The sequence below is a fragment of the Actinokineospora sp. UV203 genome (genome assembly GCF_056323665.1).
The window spans coordinates 3,012,407-3,036,346 of record NZ_CM150484.1; the positions used below are offsets into that span (position 1 = coordinate 3,012,407).

Annotated in this window: 20 protein-coding genes and 2 tRNA genes; 7 read left to right on the forward strand and 15 right to left on the reverse strand. The window is 68.8% G+C overall.

The features are described 5' to 3' along the window. Positions 1 to 26: 26 nt before the first annotated feature. From ACUZ2Y_RS14035 to ACUZ2Y_RS14045, 3 genes are read left to right on the forward strand one after another with little or no spacing between them, the layout of a single operon-like run. Positions 27 to 686, forward strand: coding sequence for a sensor domain-containing protein (locus ACUZ2Y_RS14035; protein WP_476330963.1), 660 nt, complete (start codon positions 27 to 29; stop codon positions 684 to 686). Between the two features lie 23 nt (positions 687 to 709). After that, positions 710 to 1,810, forward strand: a complete 1,101-nt coding sequence (locus ACUZ2Y_RS14040; RefSeq protein ID WP_476330966.1) for a sensor histidine kinase — start codon at positions 710 to 712, stop codon at positions 1,808 to 1,810. Further along, positions 1,798 to 2,442, forward strand: coding sequence for a response regulator transcription factor (locus ACUZ2Y_RS14045; protein WP_476330969.1), 645 nt, complete (start codon positions 1,798 to 1,800; stop codon positions 2,440 to 2,442). The genes ACUZ2Y_RS14040 and ACUZ2Y_RS14045 overlap by 13 nt, the downstream gene beginning before the upstream one ends. A gap of 41 nt (positions 2,443 to 2,483) precedes the next feature. Here the strand turns inward: ACUZ2Y_RS14045 and ACUZ2Y_RS14050 are convergent, their stop codons facing one another. The 10 genes from ACUZ2Y_RS14050 to ACUZ2Y_RS14095 all read right to left on the reverse strand — a co-directional run bounded on the left by ACUZ2Y_RS14050 (position 2,484) and on the right by ACUZ2Y_RS14095 (position 15,522). Continuing rightward, positions 2,484 to 4,949, reverse strand: coding sequence for a S8 family serine peptidase (locus ACUZ2Y_RS14050; RefSeq protein WP_476330972.1), 2,466 nt, complete (start codon positions 4,947 to 4,949; stop codon positions 2,484 to 2,486). A gap of 227 nt (positions 4,950 to 5,176) precedes the next feature. Further along, positions 5,177 to 7,543 (reverse strand): endopeptidase La, encoded by a 2,367-nt coding sequence (lon, locus tag ACUZ2Y_RS14055; RefSeq protein WP_476330975.1) that lies wholly within the window; start codon positions 7,541 to 7,543, stop codon positions 5,177 to 5,179. Between the two features lie 114 nt (positions 7,544 to 7,657). Next, positions 7,658 to 8,131 carry an SsrA-binding protein SmpB gene (gene smpB / locus ACUZ2Y_RS14060; RefSeq protein WP_091373415.1) on the reverse strand — a complete coding sequence of 158 codons (474 nt, stop codon included), beginning with the start codon at positions 8,129 to 8,131 and terminating at the stop codon, positions 7,658 to 7,660. Positions 8,132 to 8,177: 46 nt separating this feature from the next. Beyond that, positions 8,178 to 9,080 (reverse strand): permease-like cell division protein FtsX, encoded by a 903-nt coding sequence (gene ftsX / locus ACUZ2Y_RS14065; protein ID WP_476330978.1) that lies wholly within the window; start codon positions 9,078 to 9,080, stop codon positions 8,178 to 8,180. Positions 9,081 to 9,116: 36 nt separating this feature from the next. Beyond that, on the reverse strand, positions 9,117 to 9,806 hold the full coding sequence (ftsE, locus tag ACUZ2Y_RS14070; RefSeq protein WP_476330980.1) for a cell division ATP-binding protein FtsE: 690 nt from the start codon (positions 9,804 to 9,806) through the stop codon (positions 9,117 to 9,119). 90 nt (positions 9,807 to 9,896) lie between these two features. Then, complete coding sequence (gene prfB, locus ACUZ2Y_RS14075; protein ID WP_476330983.1) at positions 9,897 to 10,997, reverse strand: peptide chain release factor 2; 1,101 nt, start codon at positions 10,995 to 10,997, stop codon at positions 9,897 to 9,899. A 43-nt stretch (positions 10,998 to 11,040) separates the two neighbouring features. Next, positions 11,041 to 11,541, reverse strand: a complete 501-nt coding sequence (locus ACUZ2Y_RS14080; protein WP_091374211.1) for a PadR family transcriptional regulator — start codon at positions 11,539 to 11,541, stop codon at positions 11,041 to 11,043. Between the two features lie 476 nt (positions 11,542 to 12,017). Beyond that, positions 12,018 to 12,091 (reverse strand) — tRNA-Met (locus ACUZ2Y_RS14085). 307 nt (positions 12,092 to 12,398) lie between these two features. Continuing rightward, positions 12,399 to 12,472: transfer RNA gene (locus ACUZ2Y_RS14090), tRNA-Met, on the reverse strand. 68 nt (positions 12,473 to 12,540) lie between these two features. After that, a complete protein-coding gene (locus tag ACUZ2Y_RS14095; protein WP_476330986.1) occupies positions 12,541 to 15,522 on the reverse strand; it encodes a UPF0182 family protein in 2,982 nt (993 codons plus the stop codon). A gap of 176 nt (positions 15,523 to 15,698) precedes the next feature. Here ACUZ2Y_RS14095 and ACUZ2Y_RS14100 point away from each other — a divergent pair, with 176 nt between their 5' ends. Beyond that, positions 15,699 to 16,208: a PPA1309 family protein gene (locus tag ACUZ2Y_RS14100; RefSeq protein WP_476331797.1), complete on the forward strand. Its 510-nt coding sequence runs from the start codon at positions 15,699 to 15,701 to the stop codon at positions 16,206 to 16,208. A gap of 139 nt (positions 16,209 to 16,347) precedes the next feature. Here the strand turns inward: ACUZ2Y_RS14100 and ACUZ2Y_RS14105 are convergent, their stop codons facing one another. After that, positions 16,348 to 17,448, reverse strand: coding sequence for a YlbL family protein (locus tag ACUZ2Y_RS14105; RefSeq protein ID WP_476330989.1), 1,101 nt, complete (start codon positions 17,446 to 17,448; stop codon positions 16,348 to 16,350). A 79-nt stretch (positions 17,449 to 17,527) separates the two neighbouring features. On the opposite strand from ACUZ2Y_RS14105, the gene ACUZ2Y_RS14110 reads away from it, so the two are divergent. Then, positions 17,528 to 18,811 (forward strand): zinc-dependent metalloprotease, encoded by a 1,284-nt coding sequence (locus ACUZ2Y_RS14110; protein WP_476330992.1) that lies wholly within the window; start codon positions 17,528 to 17,530, stop codon positions 18,809 to 18,811. 124 nt (positions 18,812 to 18,935) lie between these two features. On the opposite strand, the gene ACUZ2Y_RS14115 is transcribed toward ACUZ2Y_RS14110, so the two are convergent. Continuing rightward, positions 18,936 to 19,496: a M48 metallopeptidase family protein gene (locus ACUZ2Y_RS14115; RefSeq protein ID WP_476330994.1), complete on the reverse strand. Its 561-nt coding sequence runs from the start codon at positions 19,494 to 19,496 to the stop codon at positions 18,936 to 18,938. A gap of 71 nt (positions 19,497 to 19,567) precedes the next feature. Between ACUZ2Y_RS14115 and ACUZ2Y_RS14120 the strand changes: the two genes are divergently transcribed. Beyond that, entirely contained in the window at positions 19,568 to 20,599 is a 1,032-nt protein-coding gene (locus tag ACUZ2Y_RS14120) for a hypothetical protein (protein ID WP_476330996.1), read from the forward strand. Positions 20,600 to 20,675: 76 nt separating this feature from the next. Next, positions 20,676 to 21,983 (forward strand): ABC1 kinase family protein, encoded by a 1,308-nt coding sequence (locus ACUZ2Y_RS14125; protein ID WP_476331800.1) that lies wholly within the window; start codon positions 20,676 to 20,678, stop codon positions 21,981 to 21,983. Here the strand turns inward: ACUZ2Y_RS14125 and ACUZ2Y_RS14130 are convergent, their stop codons facing one another. The 3 genes from ACUZ2Y_RS14130 to ACUZ2Y_RS14140 all read right to left on the reverse strand — a co-directional run bounded on the left by ACUZ2Y_RS14130 (position 21,984) and on the right by ACUZ2Y_RS14140 (position 23,813). Next, entirely contained in the window at positions 21,984 to 22,166 is a 183-nt protein-coding gene (locus tag ACUZ2Y_RS14130) for a hypothetical protein (RefSeq protein ID WP_476330999.1), read from the reverse strand. An 11-nt stretch (positions 22,167 to 22,177) separates the two neighbouring features. Beyond that, entirely contained in the window at positions 22,178 to 23,044 is an 867-nt protein-coding gene (locus ACUZ2Y_RS14135) for a class I SAM-dependent methyltransferase (RefSeq protein ID WP_476331001.1), read from the reverse strand. Positions 23,045 to 23,150: 106 nt separating this feature from the next. Next, on the reverse strand, positions 23,151 to 23,813 hold the full coding sequence (locus tag ACUZ2Y_RS14140; RefSeq protein ID WP_476331004.1) for a DUF742 domain-containing protein: 663 nt from the start codon (positions 23,811 to 23,813) through the stop codon (positions 23,151 to 23,153). Positions 23,814 to 23,940: the final 127 nt, after the last annotated feature.

Genomic DNA, 23,940 nt, shown 5'->3' on the forward strand with positions numbered 1-23,940 from the left:
CTTGGTCCAGACGAGAGGGGACGAACATGACCACGATCCACAGTGACGGCACCCGGCCCGCGCCGCCGTTGTTCGGGGCGTTGGCGTTTTTGTTGATGAATCTGGTGGTGGGGATCACGGCGTTCGTGGTCCTGGTTGTGCTGTTCACGGTGGGTATCGGCACCGCTGTGGTGTGGGTGGGGCTGCCGTTGCTGGCGTTGGCGGTGGTGCTGTGCCGCGGGGGTGGCCAAGTGGAGCGGGCCCGGGTCTACGCCCTGCTCGACACCTACATCGCCGGCCCGCACGAGCCGCTGCCGGAGACAAAGCGGTGGCAGGCGCGGGTGAAGGACGCCGCCACCTGGAAGAGCCTGACGTACTTCATCCTGTTGCTGCCGGTGGGCATCGCCGAGTTCACCATCATGGTGTCGTTCTGGGCGACCTCGCTGAGCCTGGTCTTCCTGCCGGTGTACTTCCGCTACCTGCCGACCGGCAGCTACCGCATGTGGGACTGGGACCGCCCGTGGATCGTGGTGGACTCGACCGTCGAGGCGCTGCCGTTCGCGGCGCTGGGGGTGCTGCTGCTGGCCTGCACGGTCGCGTTGACCAAGGGCATGGGGGCGGCGCACGCTCGGTTCGCCAGGGTCATGCTGGGTCCGGTGCGCCCACCGGCCGGGTCCTGGCAGCCTGTGACCGGGGGTGTGATGTGACGACGCGGCAGTATCCGCATCCGGTGGCTTCCATCGCCTATCTGCTGGGCGCTTTCCCGCTGAGCCTGTTCACGTTCGTGACGACCGTGGTCCTGATGTGCGTGGGCGTCTCGACGGTGATCATCTGGGTGGGGGTCGTCATCCTGGTCGGTGCGGCGGTGTCCGCCCGGGCCTTCGGCAACGCGCACCGGTACTGGGCGCGGACGCTGACCGGCGCCGACCTTCCCGCGGAGCCGGTGCTCGCCGACCCGGGCGAGGGCATGCTGCGGCAGTGGCGGACCCTGCTCACCGACCGCCGAACGTGGCGGGACTTCCTGTACCTGATGCTGGAGTTCCCGCTGTCCATCATCGGGTTCACCCTCGCCGTCGCGAGCATCCCGCTGGTCCCGCTGGCCCTGTGGGTGGCCCCGCGCTACGCCTGGCTGCACTCGCAGCTCGCCGTGGCAATGCTCGGGCCGGACCGCACGGCCGACCTCACCGCGAAGGCCGAGCGGCTGCAGGCCTCCCGGGCCCGCGGGGTCGACGCCGCGGAGGCCGAGCGGCGCCGCATCGAGCGGGACCTGCACGACGGCGCCCAGCAGCGGCTCGTGGCGGTGGCGATGGGGTTGGGCCGGGCGAAGGGCAAGTTCAACGCCGACCCCGAGGGCGCCCGCAGCCTGATCGACGAGGCCCATGCCGACGCCAAACTGGCCGTCGCCGAACTGCGCGACCTCGCCCGCGGCATCTACCCGGCCGTCCTGGGCGACCGGGGCCTCGACGCGGCCCTGTCCTCGCTGGCGGCAAGGTGTCCGGTGCCGGTGGAGGTGACCGTGACCGTCGACCCGCGCCCGCCCGCCGCGGTGGAGAGCACCGCGTACTTCATCGTGGGCGAGTCACTGACCAACATCGCCAAACACGCGGGCGCCACCACGGCCATGATCCGCGTCTGGCGCGAGGAACGACCCGTCGGCGACCAGGTCGTCGTCGAGATCACCGACAACGGCACCGGCGGCGCGAACCTGCGCCCCGGGGGTGGGCTCGCGGGCTTAGCCGACCGCGCTGCCACGATTGACGGTGTGATGACAGTGGTGAGCCCCCTCGGCGGGCCGACAGTGATCAGGGCGGACCTCCCGTGCGCGTGGTGATCGCCGAAGACTCCGTACTGCTGCGCGTCGGCGTCACCCGCCTACTCGCAGACGAGGGCATCGAGACGGTGGCAGCGGTGGAGGACGGCGACAGCCTCCTCACCGCGGTCACCGAGCATCGCCCGGACCTGGCGATTGTCGACGTCCGAATGCCCCCAAGCTTCACCGACGAGGGCCTCCGAGCGGCACTGCGGGCCCGCGTGGAACTGCCCGGCCTACCGGTCCTGGTGCTCTCCCAATACGTCGAGGAGCGCTACGCGGTCGAGCTGCTGGCAGGCGGCGCGGGCGGCGTCGGCTACCTACTCAAGGAACGGGTGGCCGACGTCGCGGAATTCGTCGACGCCGTCCGGCGCGTCGCCAACGGCGGAACGTGCATCGATCAGGAGGTGATCGCGCAGCTCATGGCCAGAGGACGCCGCAACCCGATCGACCTACTGACACCCCGTGAACGAGAGGTGCTCGGCCTGATGGCCCAAGGACTGTCCAATGTGGCCATCGCCAATGCCCTGACGGTCTCGGACGGCGCCGTGGAGAAGCACGTGGGCAACATCTTCTCGAAGCTGGGCCTTGAACCCAGCAGCGTCGAACACCGCCGAGTCCGTGCGGTACTGACGTTCCTGGAACGCGCATAGTTGCCAAGGGCGGCAAGGGAAAACCCTTGCCGCCCAAGGAATCACCCAACTGACACAGTCACATCGTCCACCAAGAACGACGTCTGCAAGTTACTGTCCTCAGTGGACGCGAACTGCACAGTCACCGTCTGCCCGGCGAATTCCGCCACGTCATACGTAACCTGCCGATACCCCGAAGCATCGACATTGGAGAACGACCCCAACGTCTTGCCACCGACCGAAACAGTCATCCGGTCATAGACAGTCGGCTCATCCTCATCGGTATCGATGAGCAGCCAGAACGACAGCTTCGCGGTTGAACAGCCCGCGGGCACAGCCACAGCCTGTGCGAACGACTCATTGCTGGCCGAGCCCCACCCACCAAGCCAAGCACTCCACGTCCCACCATGCGCGGGATAAGCACTGTGCTGCCCAATGACATTCACCGACGAAGTCCACCCGGTGACACCAGACTCGAAACCGGGGTTCACCACCTTCTGCGCAGGCGGACAAGAACCACCAGTCACCGTCCAGGTGAACGAGGCAGAAGCACTGCCACCAGAGCTGTCACGAACATCCACCTTCACCGCGAAAACCCCCGCGGCCGAAGGCGTCCCGGACAACACAGCCCGGTCGGTATCCCCCGGCTGCAGCGAAATCCCCGCAGGCAGCCCGGAGGCCGACCACGCATACGGCCCAGTACCACCGGAGACAGCCAGCTTGACCCCGGCTTCCACGCCGACGGCACCAGTCTGATCACCAGGGTTCGGCAGCGTGAGGTCTCCCCCACCGCCCTCGATCGTCCACTTGAACGAAGCCGAAGCGGTGGCACCGGAGCTGTCACGAACGTCCACCTTCACCGCGAAAGCCCCCGCGGTCGTAGGCGTCCCACCGATGATCGCGACATCGGTGTCGGTCGGGTTCAGCGCGATGCCGCCCGGCAATCCAGTAGCGGTCCACGTGTACGGCGCGGTGCCGCCCGAGACGACCAGCTTCACCCCCGTGTCCACCCCGACCTTCCCGGTCTGATCACCCGGACTCGGCAGCGTGAGCTGCCCGCCGCCGGTGACAGTCCACGTGAAGTTGGCCGTCGCCGTCGTGCCCGCGCTGTCCTTGACCGTCACCGAGGCGTTGTAGGAGCCCGCCGCGGTGGGCGTGCCCTCGACCGCGACCGACTGCGTCGTGCTCGGCCCCACCGCGATTCCCGGCGGCAGCCCGGTGCCCGACCAGGTGTACGGCGCCGTGCCTCCGGTGGCGGAGAGCTTGACGCTCGTCGCGACCCCGACGGTTCCGGTCTGGTTCCCCGGACTCGGCAGTGCGACCGGGTTCGACGGTGTGCCCGGGTCGATGTAGAGCAGCCGGTTCGGCGACCCCGTGCCCGGGTTGGTGACCTTGTTCGGCGTCGACGCCGCGATCAGGCCCGCCTGCACCTGCGCCGGGGTGTCCGACGGCCGGTTGCCCAGCCAGACCGCCGCCGCTCCGGCGACGTGCGGCGCGGCCATCGACGTGCCGCTGATGGTGTTCGTCGCGGTGTCGTTGGTCATCCAGGCCGACATGATCCCCACGCCAGGCGCGAAGATGTCGGTGCAGGTGCCGAAGTTGGAGAAGCTGGCGCGCGCGTCATTGCGGTCGGACGCGTTGACCGTGATGCCCTCGGTGACGCGGGCGGGCGAGTAGTTGCAGGCGTTCCCGTTGTCGTTGCCCGACGCGAGCGCGTACGTGATGCCCGCGGCGATCGAGTTGCGGACCGCCGTGTCGAGCGAGGCCGCCGCCCCGCCGCCGAGACTCATGTTGGCCACAGCGGGTTTCACCGCGTTGCGGGTCACCCAGTCGACACCGCTGATCACCCCGGTGTTCGAGCCGGACCCGGAGCAGTTGAGCACCTTGACCGCGACGACCTTGACGCCCTTCGCGACGCCGTATTCCTTGCCGCCCACCGTGCCCGCTACGTGCGTGCCGTGCCCGTGGCAGTCGGTGTTGTTGCTGTCCACCGTGTTCGTGCCCCACGTCGCCCGGCCCTCGAAGGTGCTGTGCGAGACGCGGACGCCGGTGTCGATCACGTAGGCCGTCACGTTCGACGCCCGCGTGCCGTAGCTGTACTTGTTGTCCAACGGCAGGTTCCGCTGGTCGACCCGGTTCAATCCCCACGACGGCGGGTTGAGTTGGTCTTCGCTGACCTTCACCAGCGCGTCCTGCTCGACCATGGCGACGGCGGGGTCGGCCGCGAGTCTGCGCGCCTGTCCCGCCGTCATCCGCGCGGAGTACCCGTTCACGGCGTGCTGCCACGCCACCGTGACGGAGCCGCCGTACTTGCCGGTCAGCGCCGCCGCGGTCCGCGCGGACGCGGATCTCGGTGCGGCGCTGTCCTTCACGACGACGATGTAGCTGTCCTTGACCGCGTCGGCGCGGTCGGCGCCGAGCACGATGCCCTCAGCCGCGGCGGTGGGTGTCAACACACCCAACGCCAGGGCGGTGATCAGGCCGGGCACACCGAAGCGGCGTAGCCGGGCCGGGCGAACTTGTCCCATCGAAGGTCTCCCTCATGCAGGGCCTCCGCCGTCGGCCCGCTGGCGGGCGGCGGAGACGCAGGGATTTCGACGGTGTCGCGAATTCACTTTATTGACCAGCGCTACCCGTCGGAAACCGCTGTTCAGCACATCGATATGAACTGTCGGACTTAAGGGAAAACCCTCACAGAATTCGATTGGGCCATAGCGCGGAAACAATGGTTCCCGAGCTATGGCCCAAATACGCGTCACGCGGCGAGCACGGCCTCCCCGGCGGGTGCCAGGGCCAGTTCCAGCACCTCCCGGACGTCACCGACGAAGTGCACGGTCAGGGCCTCGCGCACCGACTCGGGCACGTCGTCCAGGTCCGGCTCGTTGCGCCGCGGCAGCAACACAGTGGTGATTCCCGCCCGGTGCGCGGCCAGCAGTTTCTGCTTCACCCCGCCAATCGGCAGCACCCGCCCGGTCAGCGACACCTCACCGGTCATCGCCACCTCCGACCGCACCGGCCTGCCCGAGAGCAGCGACGCCAGCGCCGTGGTCATGGTGACCCCGGCACTCGGCCCGTCCTTCGGGACCGCGCCCGCGGGCACGTGGACGTGGACGCCGCGGTCGGCCAATTCGGCGACCGGCAATCCCAATTCCGGCCCGTGTGACCGCAGATAGGACAATGCGATCTGCGCGGATTCCTTCATGACATCACCCAATTGACCGGTCAGGGTCACTCCACTCGAGCCGGTGCCTTTCTCCGCCAGCGACGCCTCAACGAACAACACGTCGCCGCCCGCACCCGTCACCGCGAGGCCAGTGGACACACCGGGAACCGAGGTGCGCTCAGCCGACTCGGGAGTGTGTTTCGGACTCCCGAGGTAGCCACGCAGATCCCCGGCGCCGACGGTCAGCGGCAGCTCCGCCGAGCCGAGCGCCAGCTGCGCGGTGACCTTGCGCAGGATGCGCGCGATCGCCCGTTCCAGTTGCCGCACACCGGCTTCCCGGGTGTACTCCCCGGCCAGCAGGCGCAGCGCGGCCTCGTCGACCGACACCTCCTCGGCGGTCAGGCCCGCCCGTTCCAACTGCCTGGGCAGCAGGTGGCCGGCGGCGATGACGACCTTCTCGTCCTCGGTGTACCCGTCGAGCCGGACCAGCTCCATCCGGTCGAGCAGCGGCGCCGGGATCTGCTCGATGACGTTCGCCGTGGCCAGGAAGACCACATCGGACAGGTCGAGCTCGACCTCCAGGTAGTGGTCGCGGAACGTGTGGTTCTGCGCCGGGTCGAGGACTTCGAGCAGCGCGGCCGTCGGGTCGCCGCGGTAGTCCGAGCCCACCTTGTCGATCTCGTCGAGCAGCACCACGGGGTTCATCGAGCCCGCTTCGCTGATGGCGCGGACGATCCGGCCGGGCAGAGCGCCGACGTAGGTGCGCCGGTGCCCGCGGATCTCCGCCTCGTCGCGGACACCGCCGAGGGCGACCCGGACGAACTCGCGGCCCATCGCCCGGGCCACCGACTCGCCCAGCGACGTCTTGCCGACCCCGGGCGGACCGGCCAGCGCCAGCACCGCGCCGCTGCGCCTGCCGCCGACCACACCGAGCCCACGCTCGTCACGCCGCTTGCGCACGGCCAGGTACTCGATGATCCGGTCCTTCACGTCGTCGAGACCCGCGTGGTCAGCGTCAAGGATCGCCCGTGCGCCCGCGATGTCGTATGCGTCATCGGTTCGTGTGTTCCACGGGAGGTCGAGGACGGTGTCGAGCCACGTGCGGATCCAGCCCACCTCCGGCGACTGCTCCGACGTCCGCTCCAACTTGTCCACTTCGGACAACGCGGCGTCGCGCACCTTCTCCGGCAGGTCGGCCGCCTCCACCCGGGCGCGATAGTCCTGCTCCTCGGACGCGGGCTTGCCCTCCAGCTCAGCCAGTTCCTTGCGCACCGCGGCGAGCTGCCGGCGCAGCAGGAACTCCCGCTGCTGCTTCTCCATGCCCTCCTTGACGTCCTTGCGGATCGTCTCGGCGACATCGAGTTCGGCCAGGTGCTCGCGGCCCCACTCGATCAGCTTCTCCAGCCGGGTGACCACGTCGGTGGTCTCCAGCAGCCACACCTTCTGCTCGTCGGACAGGTAGGAGGCGTACCCGGCGAGGTCGGCGAGCGCGGCCGGGTCGTCGACCTGCGCGACGGTGTCGACCACCTGCCACGACCCGCGCTGCTGCAGGATCGTCGTCACCAGCGCCTTGTATTCGCGGGACAGTTCCTCGGCGCGCTCACCGATCTGCTCCTCGGCCAGTTCGGCCTGCACCCACAGAGCGGCGCCCGGCCCGGTCGTGCCCGCGCCGATGCGGACCCGGCCGGTGCCGCGGACCACCGCGGCGAGTTCGCCGCCGGGCAGCCTGCCGACCTGCTCCACCACGCCGAGCGTGCCGTAGCGGGCGTACTTGCCGTCGAGTCGGGGGACGAGCAGCACCCGCGGCTTGTCGTCCTCAGCGGACGCCTGCGCGGCCTCCACCGCCGCGCGCACCTCGCCCGCGATGTCCGTACCGCCGATCCTGATCGGCACCACCATGCCGGGCAGCAGGACCGTGTCGTCGAGCGGAAGCACCGGAAGCGTGAACGCCTCGGCCATGTGGATCACCCTCCAAAGTTGAGTCTGACTTACTCAACCTCGAGAGTGCTCCACTTGTTTCCACATCGTGTTCGCCCACAGCGAGCAAGGCTCAGCGGGCCGGGGCGGCCCCGTTCACATGCCCTTCGCCGCTCGGCCGAAGGCCTTGCTGATCTCGCGCTGGGCGTCGCGCTTGGCCAAGTCCTGGCGCTTGTCGTAGGACTTCTTGCCCTTCGCCAGCGCGAGTTCGACCTTGACCTTGCCGTCCTTGAAGTACATCGACAGCGGCACCAGCGACAGGCCGGACTCCTTGATCTTGCCGATCAGCCGCTCGATCTCACCCTTGTGCAGCAGCAGCTTGCGCGTGCGCCGCGGCTCGTGGTTGGTCCAGGTGCCCTGGGTGTACTCCGGGATGTGCAGGTTGCGCAGCCACACTTCGCCGTCGTCGACCGTCGCGAACGCGTCCACCAGCGACGCACGCCCCTCGCGCAGGCTCTTGACCTCGGTTCCGACCAGGACGACCCCCGCCTCGAAGGTGTCGAGGACCGCGTAATCGTGCCGAGCCTTGCGGTTCGACACGATCACCTTCTGACCCTTTTCCCTTGCCATGACGCGTGACTCTACGTGCGGCGGGGAACGGGCAGCGACGGGATTGTCACGTGCGGACGTACAGGCGCAGGGTGACGTAGCCGGTGATCGCCGAGATGACCACTGCGATCAGCAGCAGGATCGGCGAGACCAGCGCGATGTCCGAAGCGTCGACCGACTTCACCACCCCGGCCTGGATCGGGTCGGCGAGCACGTCGTCGGCGAAGGCGACCTTGCCCATCACCAGCATTCCGATCGCGACGAGCGCACCGACGACACCGGTGACCACGGCTTCCAAGAGGAACGGCAGCTGCGTGTACCACCGGGTCGCGCCGACCAGGCGCATGATGCCGACCTCGGTTTTCCGCGTGAACGCGGAGAGCTGGACGGTGTTGGAGATCAGCAGCAGCGCCGCGATCGCCATGATGCCCGCGATGAAGAACGTTCCGTTGCGGACACCGTTGAGCGCGTTGAAGAACCGGTCGAGGAACTCGCTCTGGTCGGTGATGGTGTCGATCCCGGCCTTGCCGCCGTAGGACTGGGTGATCACCTCGGGCCGGTCCGGGTTGACCAGCTTCACCCGGAACGACGCGGGCAGCGCCTCCGGCCGGGCCAGCTTCACCAGCTCCGGCTGCGCCTCAAAGATCCGCTTGAACCGCTCGAACGCCTGGTCGCGGTTCTCGAATACGACCTCCTCGACCGCCGGGTCGGTCTCCAGGGACGACCGCAGGCCCTTGCACGGGTCCGCCGTGCAGCCCTTGTCGTTCGCGGACACGTCGTTGGTCAGGTAGACGCTGACCTCGACCTTGTCCTGGTACAGCTCCTGGGTGTTATCGATCATCCGGACGACGAGCAGGCCACCACCGAGCAGGAAGAGCGAGATGGCGGTCGTGATGATCATCGCGATGGTCATCGTGATGTTCCGGCGAAGGCCGGTGACGACCTCGCTGAACACGAAGCTGGCACGCATCGGGGTTGGTGTTCCTCGTCTTTGGGGGCAGGTGGGTCAGCGGCCGACGCCGTAGACACCGCGGGCGTCGTCGCGCAGCACACGGCCGAGATCGAGCTCGACGACGCGGCGCCGCATCGAGTCCACGATGGAGTGGTCGTGCGTGGCCATCAGCACGGTCGTGCCGGTGCGGTTGATCCGCTCCAGCAGCAGCATGATGTCCTGGCTGGTGTCCGGGTCCAGGTTTCCGGTCGGCTCGTCGGCCAGCAGCATCAGCGGCCGGTTCACGAAGGCCCGGGCGATGGCGACGCGCTGCTGCTCACCGCCGGACAGTTCGTGCGGCATGCGCTCGGCCTTGCCTTCGAGGCCCACCAGCTCGAGCACCTCGGGCACGACCTTCTTGATGGTGTGCCGTGGCTTGCCGATGACCTCCAGCGCGAACGCCACGTTCTCGGCGACGGTCTTGTTCGCCAGGAGGCGGAAGTCCTGGAAGACGCAGCCGATGGACTGCCGGAGCCGGGGCACGCGGCGGCGTGCCATCCGGGCGACGTCGAAGTTGGCGACGTAGACGTGCCCCTTGCTGGGGACCTCCTCGCGCAGCAACAGGCGCAGGAACGTCGACTTCCCCGACCCCGACGGGCCGATGAGGAAGACGAACTCACCCTTGTCGATCTCGACCGAGACATTCTCCAGGGCGGGCCGCGTGGAGGTCTTGTAGACCTTGGATACCTGTTCGAGGCGGATCACGGTGGGCGAGTCTACCCGCGCGTGTTATGGAGCCGTTGCCTCGCCTCGGGTTAGCGTTTCTGCTGGTGACGGTGCGTGCATCCGTGGTGACTACTGGGTACGACGCCAGCGGATCCCAGCCTCGAGGAAGCCGTCGATGTCGCCGTCGAGCACCGCGGACGGGTTGCCCACCTCATACTCCGTCCGCAGGTCCTTGACCATCTGGTACGGATGCAGGACGTAGGAGCGCATCTGGTTTCCCCAGGACCCGCTGGAGCTGTCCTTGAGCGCGTCCATCTTGGCCTGGTCCTCCTGCCTGCGGCGTTCGAGCAGCTTCGACTGCAGCACGACCATGGCCGAGGCCTTGTTCTGCAGCTGCGAGCGCTCGTTCTGGCAGGACACCACGATGCCGGTCGGGATGTGGGTCAGGCGCACGGCCGAGTCGGTCGTGTTGACGCCCTGCCCGCCGGGGCCGGACGCGCGGTAGACGTCGACGCGCAGGTCCTTGTCCTCGATCTCGACGTGGTCGGTCTGGGCGAGGTTCGGCGTGATCTCGACCGCGGCGAACGAGGTCTGCCTGCGGCCCTGGTTGTCGAACGGCGAGATGCGGACCAGCCGGTGCGTGCCCTGCTCGACCGACAGCGTGCCGTAGGCGTAGGGCGCGGTGACCCGGAACGTCGTCGACTTGATGCCCGCCTCTTCGGCGTAGGACGTGTCGAAGACGTCGACCGGGTAGCCGTGGCGCTCCGCCCAGCGCAGGTACATGCGCATGAGCATCTCGGCGAAGTCGGCGGCGTCGACGCCACCGGCCTCGGAGCGGATGGTGACCAGGGCGTCACGCTCGTCGTACTCCCCGGACAGCAGCGTGCGCACCTCCAGGGAGGAGATGTCGGCCCGCAGCTTCTCGCGCTCGGCGACGGCGTCGGCCGCCGCGGCGGCGTCGCCCTCGCCCTCTTCGGCCAGCTCGTAGAGCACGGGCAGGTCGTCGAGGCGGGAGCGCAGCTCCTCCACCTTGCGCAGCTCGGACTGCCGGTGGGAGAGCTGGCTCGTCACCTTCTGCGCGGCGTCAGGGTCGTCCCAAAGGTCCGGACGAGCTGCCTGTTCCTCCAGATCCGCGATCTGCGCGCGCAGCCCATCGAGGTCCATCACCGCCTCGACACTCGCGAGCGTGGCGGAGAGGTCCTTGATGTCAGTGGCGACGTCCGGGTTCACGTCGAAAGAGATTACGCGGACGCGGACGCCGCCGCTGCGGCGGTCAGGACTTCGGGATCGAATCCAGCAGCTTCAGCACTGCCTTGGCCCGCGCCATGCCGAATTCCGCGATCGCCTTGGCGTACGGATCCTCGGCGGACTTGGCCGCCAGTTTCGCGGATTCGTGTTCGCCGTTGTAGACGACCTTGGCGGAGTCGAGCAGCGCCACCCGCTGTTTCGCGGTGAGCGTGCTCGCGTGGACGAGGCGCAGGATCAGCGGGCTGCGAAGGTGATCAGGGCCGGGCTCGCCACCGAGCCAACCCTTGAACGCCTTCTTGCCCGCGGCCGTGATCACGTACTGCTGACTCGACCGCGGACCCTGCTTGCCGAGACGGACAAGTCCGTCGTCGGCGAGCGCGGGCAGTTCGCGATAGACCTGGCTGCGCGTGACGCTGAAAAACGAGCCGAAGCGCTCGCGCGCAGCGGACACCAGCTGGCCGCCGGTCTGCGGACCTTCGTGCAGCAGACCCAGAAGGGCCGCGGCAGTTGCATTCAATTCAGACACCTGACCACGGTCCCACGACATCGGCGCGCTGTCCACAGTGGCCAGGTCGCCCAGTCCACAATGGCTGATCGTTAAACAAACGGCGTCCCCACTTTTGGACGCAACCGAACAGCCCACGTCACTGGGCCCGTCTGGCGCAAGAACGGACGGTCCCAACAGGACTGACTCACCCAAAGGAGTGGCCTGTCGGGAATGCGAATACCCATTCGGCGCAGTCCGGGAAGCAAGTCGTAATCAGTGATCGCCGGGAATGATCGACGCAATGTGCGCCAGATCACGTGATTAGGTCGCCGGCCATTCTGAGCTGTTATCAGATTCCCTACGAACGTAGGTGGCCGGAACTCAACAACAAGAGGATCATGCGCGGATTGCGGCGAAGAGTCCTGTGTGGACCAACCGTTTGATGATACTTCAACTTGATCAGGTCCGTCGGATAGCAAGAAGGCCGGTCCGTGTGGACCGGCCTTCCGCATCTGTAGCGGGGACAGGATTTGAACCTGCGACCTCTGGGTTATGAGCCCAGCGAGCTACCGAGCTGCTCCACCCCGCGTCGTAAGGAGAACTTTACATGGGGCTGTCCTGGGGGTTTCGGCGGGGTGCGGTTCCGTGAATTCCGGCGACGCCGGGCTGGTGGCGGGCCTACGAGCGGTCCCATGCGCGCGCTCCCGCGTTGGACGGGCCGCCCAGGGGTCTCCTGTGGTCGCACACGCATCGGCGGCCGGTCCGAGCAGTTCTTTGCCGCTTCGCCGTGTCCGCGGCGCTGTGACGCTCTCACACGCAAAGCCAGAAGACCCTGATATACGAGAAGACCCCCGCTCGGCGCCGTTGGCGTCGAGCGGGGGTCTTCTCAGATCTCGTAGCGGGGACAGGATTTGAACCTGCGACCTCTGGGTTATGAGCCCAGCGAGCTACCGAGCTGCTCCACCCCGCGTCGGTAAGTGGAACTGTACGCGGGGGCTACGGAAAGGTGCAAATCAGGTGCCCTGCCAGTGATCGGGATCACCCGCCGCCAGTGGGCGGCGGGGTCGGCGACGGTGCGGCGCCAGGCGAGGACGGGGGCGGCGATCCCTGACCCTGCTTGGCTTTCGCCTCGTCGTACTTCTTCGTGGCGGCGTCCAGTTCGGCCAACGCCTTGCCCTGTTCGGCGAAGTTGCCGGACTTCTGGGCGTCACGCAGGTGCGTGATGGCCGCGTTGAGGGCCTGGACCGCCTGGTCCATCTCCGCCGAGCCGCTGCCGCCACCGGTGGTGGGCGGCGGCTGCGTCGTGCCCGGCTGCGTCGTCGGCGGCGGCGGGTTGTTGCCAGGGTTGGTCGCCGTGTCCCCGGTTCCCGCGCCGAACACCTCGTCGAGCGCCTCGTTGATGGTCGGCGCGAAGCCGACCTTGTTGCCGAACGACACGAGTACGCGGGCCAGCTGCGGGAAGGAGTTGGCGTCGGTGCGCTGGATGTAGATCGGTTCCACGTAGAGCAGCCCACCGGCGACCGGCAGTGTCAGCAGGTTGCCGAATCTGACCCGCACGCTTGGGTTGTTGAACAGCGTGCGGTTCTCGGTGACTTCCGGCGTGGTCTGGAACCGGTTCTGCACCTGTCCCGGACCTTCCACTTGGGACGCGCCGGTGGTCGGCAGGCGCAGCACGCGGATCTTGCCGTAGTCCTCGGGATCGGACGAGACCGAGACCCAGGACGCCAGGAACTGCCGGTTCAGCAGGGTCAGCGCACTGGTGATCTGGAAGGTGTTCTTCGTCTGACCGGGCGCCTGCGCGAGGACGTAGTACGGCGGCTGCTTCGCGGCGGCGCCGTTGTTGTCCTCGGTCGGGTCGGTCGGGACGTTCCAGAAGGTCTTCTGCGAGAAGAACTCGACCGCGTCGGACACGTGGTACTTCGAGAGCAGCTCACGCTGGACCTTGAACAGGTCTTCCGGGTAGCGGAAGTGCTCGCTCAGTTCCTTGGAGATCTCCGACTTCGGCTTGACCGTGCCGGGGAAGACGTTCTGCCACGCCTTGAGGACCGGGTCCTGCTCGTCGATCGCGTACAGCGACACCGTTCCGTCGTAGGCGTCCACGGTCGCCTTGACGGAGTTGCGGATGTAGCTGATCGTCCGGTTGTCCTGCCGCACGACGCCGCTCAGGGAGTCCGTGGTGGCCTCGCCGAGCTGTGTGCGCTGCGCGTACGGGTAGTTCTCCAGCGTGGTGTAGCCGTCGACGATCCAGGTGATCTTGCCGCCGACAACAGCCGGGTACGGGTCGCCGTCGAGGGTCAGCCACGGCGCGACCTTGCTGACGCGGTCCCGCGGGTTGCGGTTGTACATGATCTTCGCGCCCTCGCCGATCTGCGACGAGAACAGGATGTTGCGCTCGGCGTGGTGCATCGTGAAGATCAGCTTGTTGAACAAGCTGTCGATCGGCACACCACCCTTGCCCTCGTAGGACACCGTGCTCGTGGGGGTGTCGTACTCCATCGGCGTGTCGCCGTTCTTGCCGCCGACGATCGCGTAGGGGTCGGTGGCGAGCTCGCCGTAGTAGATGCGCGGCTGGTCGACCTTGATGGGCCCCTTGGTGGCCAGGTCGCTCACCTTGAAGATCGGGAAGCCACCCTGGTCGCTGGAATCCTCGATGGCCGAGTTGACCGTGTTCGCCGGCGCGGCGACGAAGCCGTTGCCGTGGGTGAACACCATGTGCCGGTTGATCCAGCCGCCCTGGGTCTCGGTGAGGCCGGACGTCTTGATCTCGCGGGCGGCGACGATGTAGTCCTGCGTCTTGCCGTCGATGGTGTAGCGGTCGACGTCGAGCTTCTCCGGGAAGCCGTAGAAGTTCTCCCGGCCTTCGCGCTGGGTGAACGTCGGCGCGAGGATGTTCGGGTCGAGCAGGCGCACGTTGGAGATTGTGTTGATGCTGCTCTGTTCGGCGCGGATCTGCGTGGACGACGCCGTCGTGCTGCCGGCGTAGTCCTCCGTGGTCACCTTGTCCGGAGTCAACCCGAACGCGGCTCGGGTCGCTTCGATGTTGCGCTGGATCGACATCGCCTCTTTGGCGTTCTCGTTCGGGCGCACCGAGAACTGCTGCACGACCGCGGGCCACGCCGCGCCGACCAGGATGCTCGACAGGACGAGCAGCGCGGTCGCGATGGCGGGCAGCTGCAGGTTGCGCAGGAACGCGCCGGCGAAGAACGCCACGGCGCAGAAGGCCGCGATGAACATCAGGATCAGCTTGGCGGGCAGCACCGCGTTGAGGTCGGTGTACGTCGCGCCGCTGAACAAGGCGTTGCGGGAGGAGAACAACAGCTCGTAGCGCTCGAAGAAGTAGTCCGCGGCGTAGATCAGGACGAACACGCCCGCGATGATCGACAGCTGCACGCGCGCGGGGGCGGCGAGCTGGCCGCCCTTACCGGCGAGGCGGATGCCGCCGAAGATGTAGTGGATGACGAGCGAGCCGAAGAAGGCGAGCGCCACGGCCACGAACAGCCAGCTGATCAGCCAGGTGACGAACGGCAGGGTGAAGGCGTAGAAGCCGAGGTCCTTGCCGAACTGCGGGTCGGTGATGCCGAACGACGTGCCGTTGAACATCAGCTGAACGACCTGCCAGTCGTTCTGCGCGGCGGAGCCCGCGATCAGGCCGACGAGCACCGGGACACCGATGCCGAAGAGCCGGACGCGCTGCACGATGGTCGATCGGTAGCGCGCGAGCGGGTCGTCGGCGCTCGACACGGGCACGAACACCGGCCGCGAGCGGTAGGCGATCCACAGGCTGAGCGCCAACAGGCCGCCGACCAGGACGCCGACGGCGAGGAACAGGGCGAGCCGGGTCCAGATCACGGTGGTGAACACCGACCGCAGCCCGACCTCGCCGAACCACAGCCAGTTCACATAAGTGGTGAGCAGCCGCGATCCGACCAGCAGGAAGAGGAGGAAAATCGAACCGATGACGAGCAATATCCGGCTGCGCCGGGACAGCTTCGGCAGGCCGATCGGGGGCCGAGTGGCCACTTGGCACGCTCCAGAGTCGCTTGCTGAGAACTTGTGGGCGGAAGTCGAGACCCGTCCTGATTGTTCAACTCTATTAGGGAGGCCTCAGGTTCCCGTGAAGGTGTCCGAATTGTGTGGATGACCGCGCCGGCGGATGCCGGATCGGGTGAACGGGATGCGACGATGTGTCGGTGAGCATGCCTATTGCCGGTGACCTGTCCGCCACCACCCGTGAGGTCGAGGAGTTCGTGGCCTCCGGCGGCTGGGACCAGGCGCCTCAACTGTTCGCGCTGGTGCCGACCGCCCACCTGCTGCGCGAGCAGCCCGACCTGGTCGGCCAGATCGACCCGGACGCCGCGCTGACCCCGGTCGCGCAAGAGGCGTTGTCCGACGACGACCTGGGTGCGGCGCTGGCCGCGATCATGTGGCCGGAAGCGGTCCACGGCTGCGCGCTCGCCCAGGAGATCGTGATGCTGCCCCCGGAGGCGGAAGCCGACCTCCCCGACGACGCGGACTCCTTGGAACGAATCGCGGCGTCGCACCCCCAGGCCCGGGAGGCCCGCTTGGTCGCCGCCGCCCTGCGCGACGGCACCATCGCGTGCGTGCTGCGGCTGCGCAGCGCCGATGGGGAGACCGACGAGGTCATCGAGCACAAGGACCTGGCCCCGAACCTGACCGCGGCCCTTCTGGACACCTTGCGCGATTAACGAATACGCGCGGCACAGCCCACCAAGCAGCCCCCACCCGTCCCGGGGGGACGTCCCTTGGCCAGTCTATCGGCGTTGGGGTGCCGCGGGCAGGTTCGTGGGTGGGCTGTGGATAAGTGCTCAGCGGTGTGGATAACAGCTAGCAGGAGGGCGCTTCCCGGTTGGCCTTGAGGTCCTCGAGGGCGCGCACGGCACCTTCGAGGTTCTCGACCTTCACCAGGCGCAGGCCGTCGGGGGCGTTCTCCTTGGCCTCGGCGCAGTTGTCGGCGGGGACCAGGAACGTCGTGGCGCCCGCCTCGTGGGCGGAGATCATCTTGAACGGGATGCCGCCGATGTCGCCGACCTGGCCTTGGGCGGTGATCTCCCCGGTGCCCGCGATCACGGCGCCGTCGCCGATGTCGCCGGGGGTGAGCCGATCGACGATGGCCAGCGCGAACATCAGCCCCGCCGACGGCCCGCCGACGTCGGCCAGGGTGATCGAGGTCTTGAACGTGACGTCGGGACGCACGGCGGCCGCCAGGCCCATGAAGCCGTGGGGCTGGTCCGGGGCGCCGAAGTCGGTGGCCTTGCCCAGGGTGATCGTCCCCGACTTCTCCTGGCCCTCACGGTGGAAGGTGACCGGCACGGCCTGGCCGGGGGCGGTCCCGACCAACGCCTCGCGGACATCGGCCGCGGCGGTGATCGTCTTGCCGTTGACCACCAGCAGCCGGTCGCCGGGGACCAGGACCTTGTCGGCGGGCCCGCCGGAGGTGATCTCCTGGGCGATGACCTTCATCGGATACTTGAGGTACCGCAGGGCGGCGATCTCGGCGTTGCTCTGCGAGTCCTGGAACAGTTTGCTGTTCTGTTCCTGCACTTCCTCCTCGGTCACACCGGGCTTGAAGTACTCCTCGCGCGGCGCCAGCGCGTAGCGGCCGCTGACCCACCGCGCGACCCCCTCGAACATGCTGACGTCGTCCTGCACGGACACCGTGGTCATCCGCAGCTGGCCGCTGGTCGGGAACGTCTCGGTGCCGTTGACGCTCACCACCTGCACGCCTTCGACGTCGCCGAGGGTGTCATAGGTGGGGCCGGGGCCGAGGGAGACATAGGGCACGGGCACCAACAACCCGAGCACCAGCAGGCCCATGACCAGCAGCGAACTGGACAACACGGTCCACCCTCGGCGGGTCAGGTTCCAGCCTTCGGTGGGACCGATCGGCGGCGTGTGCGCCGCGGGGGCGTCCGGTGGCGTGCTCACGAATCGACAGAGTACGTGCGTTCACCTAGAGCGGATCACCTGACATCGCGAGAACGGCTCAGCCGCGTACCGTGGACCCATGAGCGAGTTCACGTTCGGCTTCGGAATGCCGGACCCCAATGACCCGGATAAGAAGAAGGACCCGAACGCCCAGGGCGGTCCGGAGAACCCGTTCGACCAGCTGGGCCAGATGCTCAGCCAGCTCGGTCAGATGCTGAGCCAGACCGGCTCGTCGACTGGGCCGGTCAACTACGACCTCGCCAAGCAGATCGCCGTGCAGAAGCTGGCCGGGCAGGTGGGCTTCGCCCCCTCGACCTCCAGCACCGCCGTCGACGACGCCGTGCACCTCGCGGAGATGTGGCTCGACCCGGTGACCACGCTGCCCGCGGGCGCGACCGTCACCAAGGCATGGACCCCGCGCGACTGGGTGGAGCACACCCTGCCGACCTGGCAGCGCCTGTGCGACCCGGTGGCCCGCCGCATGTCCGGCGCCTGGGTCGACGCCCTGCCGGACGAGGCGCGGCAGCAGGCCGGTCCGCTGCTGGCGATGGTCGGCCAGATGGGCGGCATGGCGTTCGGCTCGCAGCTGGGCAACGCGTTGGCGCAGCTCGCGTCCGAGGTGCTGACCTCCACCGACATCGGCCTGCCCCTGGGCCCGGCGAACACCGCCGCGCTGGTGCCGGCGAACATCGAGGAGTTCACCAAGGGCCTGGAGCGGCCCTCAAGTGAGGTCATGGTCTTCCTGGCCGCACGTGAGGCCGCCCACCAGCGCCTGTTCGCGCACGTCCCGTGGCTGCGGCAGCGCCTGCTCGCGACGGTCGAGGAGTTCGCCAACGGCATCAAGGTCGACACGACCGCGCTGCAGGAACTGGCGAGCCAGGTCGACCCGGCGAACCCGGAGACGATCGAGAAGGCCATGCAGTCCGGCATGCTCGAACCACAGGCCACCCCGGAGCAGAAGGCCGCCCTGGCCCGCCTGGAGACCCTGTTGGCACTGGTGGAGGGCTGGGTCGACATCGTCGTCGGCGAAGCCGTCACCGACCGCCTGCCCGGCGCCGACGCCCTCCGCGAAACCCTCCGCCGCCGCCGCGCCTCCGGCGGCCCGGCGGAACAGACCTTCGCCACCCTCGTCGGCCTCGAACTGCGCCCCCGCAAACTCCGCGCGGCAGCGGCCCTCTGGCGACTGGTCACAGACCAGCACGGCATCGAAACCCGCGACGGCCTGTGGGGCCACCCGGACCTCATGCCCACGGCGGACGATCTCGACGACCCCATGGACTTCGCCGAACGCCTGGGCACCAAGTCCGACGTCGACGACATGATCGCCAAGCTCGAAGAGGACCAGGGCGAGGACAAAGCCTGAGCGCGAGTCGCCCCTCCAGGCAACTGAGTCGCCCCTCCGTGCGGGTGATTTCGACATTCGAGTGTCGAAATCACCCGCACGGAGGGGCGACTCGTTTGCCTGGAGGGGCGACTCGCGCTCAGGTCTAGTCCTCGGAGGTGATGCCCCAGCCGGCGGCGGCGGACAGGCCCTCTAGGAACCCGATCGCGCGATCCGCCTTCGGATAAGCCCGGACCAGCTCCCAGAACGCCGGCCCATGATCGGACTCCAGCAGGTGCGCCAGCTCATGCACCAGCACATAATCCAACACCCAGGCAGGCACTTCCCGTAGCCGTTCGCTGACCCGGATCGTGCGGTCGACCGGTGTGCACGACGCCCAGCGGGTGCGCATGGGCGGGACCCACCGCACCCCCGAGGGGTGGCACCGGCCGTCGAAGTAGCGGTCGGAGAGTTCGCCGCACCGCTCGAGCAGTGCGGCGTCGGATGTTCGCGCGGGCGAGCGCCTGCGCGTTTCGGTGCGCAGGAGCCTGCGCTGCATCTCCGCCACCCAGTGCGCCTCCTCTTTCTTGGAGAGCCGGGCGGGGATCTGCACTATCAGCGTGTCACCTTCGCGGTAAGCGGTGACGGTGCGGGTTCTGCGCTTGCTGCGACGCACCTCGACACTGGGTTCGGCCACAGACACCACCGTAAAGGGCGGCACCGACATCGCGGGAGTGTGAGCTTTCGCCTGTGGATAAACGGATCCACCATTCGGCGGAATCGGGCACGCTGGCCACCATGATCCACCTCAGCTACCCGGACCGCCCCCGGCTCCGCCCCGGCCTCGCTGTCCTGCGCAGACGTGCCGACGAGATCCAGATCGGCCTTGATCCACGCCACGCCATGATCGTCGCGGACCTGCCGACGTCCATCGCCGACGCCGCGGCGACCCTCACCGGCGCCCGCACGACAGCGGAGTTGCTCGACCGCGTCGGCCCGCGACACCGCGAGCAGCTGCGCGACTTGATCAGCGGGCTGGCCGACCGGGGCCTCGTCGAGGACGCCGCCTGCCCGAGCGTCCCGCTCCCCCGCAGGCTCGCCGGCGACCTGACCGCGGCCACGGTCCACCGCGCGGTGAGCCACCCGAGGGCCCGCGCGGAGGCCACGGTGTCGGTGCACGGCGACGGCAGGCTCGCCGTGGCGACCGCGTGCCTGCTGGCCGCCGCGGGCATCGGCGCTGTCCGGGTCGAGGCCCGCGGCCAGGTCCAGCCCGAAGACGTCGGCACGGGATTCACCCCCGAGGACGTCGGCCGCGAGCGCGCGACGGCGGCACGCGACGCGATCCGGCGGGTCGACCCTGGCGTGCGCGACACCCGCGCCCAGCCTGACCTCGCGTTGCTGACCGACGCCTTGGTCCCCGACCCGGCGGTCGTGGCGCGGCTGGTCGAACAGGGTGTCCCGCACCTGCCGATCCGCGTCCGCGACGGCGTCGGCATCGTCGGCCCAGTGGTCATCCCCGCCGTCACAGCCTGCCTGACCTGCGCCGATCGACATCGGACCGACCGCGACAAGTGCTGGCCGATGGTCGCCGCGCAACTCGCGGGCCGACCGCAGCTCGCCGATCTGGCCGCCATCCACGCCACAGCCGGGCTCGCCGCCGCGCAGGTCCTCGCGGCGCTGCGATGGCTCGCGGATCCTGGGCCACGCCCGCCCGCGGTGTGGACGCGCAGCCTGGAACTCGACCCGGTCGACGCGACGATCGCCCACCGCGCGTGGCCGCCACACCCGCACTGCGCCTGCGGTGTGGCTGCGGCTCGGGAGGCTGGGTGAGACGACGTGGAGTTGCCCATACCGCAATCAGCTGCGCCGCCGCCCCATGACAAGGGACAATCATGGCGTGACGGAGATGCCACGCAAGACTGCCGCGCGCACCGCCCGGCTAGCCACCATTCCCCTGGGGGTGGCCGGGCGCGCTGTCGGCGGCTGGGGGAAGCGGCTCGCCGGGCAGAGTGCCGACGAGGTCAGCGCCGAATTGTCCGCGCGCACCGCCGAGCAGCTCTTCGCCGTCTTGGGGCAGCTCAAGGGTGGCGCGATGAAGTTCGGCCAGGCGCTGTCGGTGTTCGAGGCGGCGGTGCCCGACGAGATGGCGGAGCCGTACCGCGAGGCCCTCACCAAGCTGCAGTCGGCGGCGCCCCCGATGACGAAGGCGGCGACGCACCGGGTCCTGGCCCAGCAGCTGGGTCGCGGGTGGGCCGACCGGTTCGCCGATTTCGACGACGTCCCCGCGGCCGCGGCCAGCATCGGGCAGGTGCACAAGGCGACGTGGCACGACGGCCGGATCGTCGCGGTCAAGGTCCAGTACCCGGGCGCCGATGAGGCGCTGCTCTCCGATCTGCGCCAGCTGCAGCGGTTCAGCAGGCTGTTCCAGCCGTTCGTGCCGGGCTTGGAGGTCAAGCCGCTGCTGCGCGAGCTGTCCGACCGGATGACCGAGGAGCTCGACTACCGCGCCGAGGCCGACAACCAGCGCGCGTTCGCCAAGGCGTTCGACGGCGACAGCTCGGTGCTGGTCCCGAAGGTCGTGGCGAGCGCGCCCAAGGTCACGGTCACCGAGTGGGTCGACGGCAAGCCGCTGGCCAGGATCATCCGCGACGGCGACAAAGCCGAGCGCGACCACGCCGGTCGACTGCTGTGCGAGTTCCACTTCTCCTCGCCGGCGCGGGCCGGGCTGCTGCACTCCGACCCGCATCCCGGCAACTTCATGATCACCCCGGACGGCAGGCTCTGCGTCATCGACTTCGGCGCCGTCGCCCGGCTGCCCGACGGCCTGCCCCGGCCGCTGGGGATGATGACCCGCCTGTCACTCGACGGGAACTCCGACCGGCTGCTGCAGCTCATGCGAGACGAAGGCTTCGTCCGGGCGGGCATGAAGATCGAGGCCGAGGACGTCCTCGCCTACCTGGCCCCGTTCGCCGAGCCCGCCGCGGTCGAGAAGTTCCACTTCACCCGACGCTGGATGCAGCGGCAGGCCGAGCGGGTCGGCGACCTGCGCGGCCAGGACTTCAAGACCGGCCGCTCGCTCAACCTGCCGCCGCAGTACCTGCTGGTCCAGCGGGTCACCGCGGGCGCGACCGGCATCCTGTGCCAGCTCGACGCCGAGGTCGGCATGCGGGAGATCATCTCCCGCTGGCAGCCCGGCTTCGCCGACGTGGACTGATCACCAGTACTCGGCGGGCAGCTTGCCCTCGATGTCGCGCACGTGGGTACGCGCGCACGCCGGGCACAGCCAGCGCGTGCCGCGGTCGTCGGTCTCCGACGACCAGGCCAGCGCCTCCACGGGCGACGCGTCCGCGCGGGACTTGCCGCACAGGGAGCACGTCGCGGCGGGTTGGTCGGTCATGGCTACCGACGCTACGCCGCGCGGCCGTGGTGAATGGTGTTCGCGCTGAGCAGGAACACGTCGTCGCGCCTGCCCACCCAGTCGGGACCGTCCGGGTCCATCAGCCGGTCGAGAGCGTCGCGGTCGGACTCCGACAGCCGTTCCTCGCCGACCCGGGCCATCCAGGCCAGCCAGTCGGCAACCGACTCCCGCACGGCGGGTGAGGCGGGAGCGGGCAGATCCACCAGGTAGCTGAACGCGCCCACGTCGGTGAGGCCCGCCTCGGCCAGCGCGCGGTTCCACCCGAACGGCATCCGCACCACGTCCTCGATCCCCGCGCGCATCTCGGCGAACCATGCCGTCTGCGCGGCGGCGAGGCGGTCCTGCAGACCGGGCTCCCCCACGCCGATGTCCCAGGGCAGGCACCGGGTGCTGAGACCGCCCTCGGCGAGCGCGAGGCTGCCACCCGGATTCAGCAGCCGCACCAACCCCGCGACGCCCTGGCGCTCGTCAGGCAGGTGATGCACCACCCGCGAGGCCCACACCAGGTCGCCTGGGGGAACGTGGTCGGCGAGGCCCGGATCGGCCGCGTCGGCGAGCACGGCGACAAGTTCGACCTTGTCGCCCGCGACCGCCGCGACTGCTTCACTCGCCGCGGCCTGCAACTCGGGAACGGCGTCGACCAACACGATCCGGCCGCCGCCGCGCACCGCGAGAGCCGCCGCGAACGCCGCGCTCATGCCACCCGAACCGGACCCGACGTCGATCACCGTCGCGCCATCGCGAAGCTCGTCGACCAGGCGGTCGGCGACCCAGCAGTTGACCTCGGCTTCGACCTCATCGGTCCGCCGCATCGCCACAAGCCTGCTGGTCCAGTCGATGCCGTCGTGAGTGTGCACTAGTCCGCCTCCCCGAAATTCAAAGGGTTGGTCACCCGCCGTGTGATCGTACGGATGGCGGGCAACCGTGGTCGGCTGTCGTCACGGAACCCTCGGGGCACCACTGTCAGAGGTTGTGCAGACCCGCCAGGACACGACCGAGGATCTCCAGGTCGGGAGCGTTCCCCGCGACCCGCTCGACAACGAGGACGCCCTGGTCGGCGAGGTCCCCGATCAGCACTCGGGCCACCCCTAGCGGCACCGACAGCAGCGCGGCGACCTCGGCGACCGACCGCGGGGTCGTGCACAGTTCGGTGATCGTCCGCGACTCCCAGGTCGGCGCCGGGCCCGCGGTCTGCACGATCGCCTCGATCGCCAGCTGAGTGCCGGTCCGGGTGCGGCCGCCGGTCCACGCGTACGGCCGGACCAGCGAGTGCGACTCAGGCCGGTGCACCCAGTCGAGGTACTCCTCGGCAATCGGCTTGGCATAGCCGGGCTCGGGCTCGGGCTCGGGCTCGACAACGGGTTCGGGGGGTTCGGGCTCGATATCGTGCGGCGGCTCCAAGTCGGGCTCCGCGCGCTGGGACTTCGCCCGCCCGCCACCGAACCGCGCGCCGGTCAGACCGACCGGCGACTCCGGGTCCGGCTCGACGAACAGCGGGTCCACCGGCTCCGACTCGTCCTGCCACGCGCCGACGGGGCCGAACCGGGCGCCGGTGCGGCCGACTTCGGCCCGGCGTCTGCGCTTGCCGCGTCCATCGAAGGTGCTCTGGGCCACCGTCTGCCTCACCGGCCGGTTGCGATCCAAGGGGCCCCAACGCTAACCGGCGCGACCCGCGGTTGGATTTCCACGAAGTTTCCCTTGTGTTTCGCCGCAGGTGATCTGGTTGGCTGACACCCACGACCGAGGAATGTGA

Bases quoted from the DNA above. Each gene is read 5' to 3' on its own strand.
- ACUZ2Y_RS14035 (WP_476330963.1), top strand. From the start codon at position 27: ATGACCACGATCCACAGTGACGGCACCCGGCCCGCGCCGCCGTTGTTC.
- ACUZ2Y_RS14050 (WP_476330972.1), bottom strand. From the start codon at position 4,949: ATGGGACAAGTTCGCCCGGCCCGGCTACGCCGCTTCGGTGTGCCCGGC.
- lon (WP_476330975.1), bottom strand. From the start codon at position 7,543: ATGGCCGAGGCGTTCACGCTTCCGGTGCTTCCGCTCGACGACACGGTC.
- smpB (WP_091373415.1), bottom strand. From the start codon at position 8,131: ATGGCAAGGGAAAAGGGTCAGAAGGTGATCGTGTCGAACCGCAAGGCT.
- ftsX (WP_476330978.1), bottom strand. From the start codon at position 9,080: ATGCGTGCCAGCTTCGTGTTCAGCGAGGTCGTCACCGGCCTTCGCCGG.
- ACUZ2Y_RS14100 (WP_476331797.1), top strand. From the start codon at position 15,699: ATGCCTATTGCCGGTGACCTGTCCGCCACCACCCGTGAGGTCGAGGAG.
- ACUZ2Y_RS14110 (WP_476330992.1), top strand. From the start codon at position 17,528: ATGAGCGAGTTCACGTTCGGCTTCGGAATGCCGGACCCCAATGACCCG.
- ACUZ2Y_RS14115 (WP_476330994.1), bottom strand. From the start codon at position 19,496: ATGTCGGTGCCGCCCTTTACGGTGGTGTCTGTGGCCGAACCCAGTGTC.
- ACUZ2Y_RS14120 (WP_476330996.1), top strand. From the start codon at position 19,568: ATGATCCACCTCAGCTACCCGGACCGCCCCCGGCTCCGCCCCGGCCTC.
- ACUZ2Y_RS14125 (WP_476331800.1), top strand. From the start codon at position 20,676: ATGCCACGCAAGACTGCCGCGCGCACCGCCCGGCTAGCCACCATTCCC.
- ACUZ2Y_RS14130 (WP_476330999.1), bottom strand. From the start codon at position 22,166: ATGACCGACCAACCCGCCGCGACGTGCTCCCTGTGCGGCAAGTCCCGC.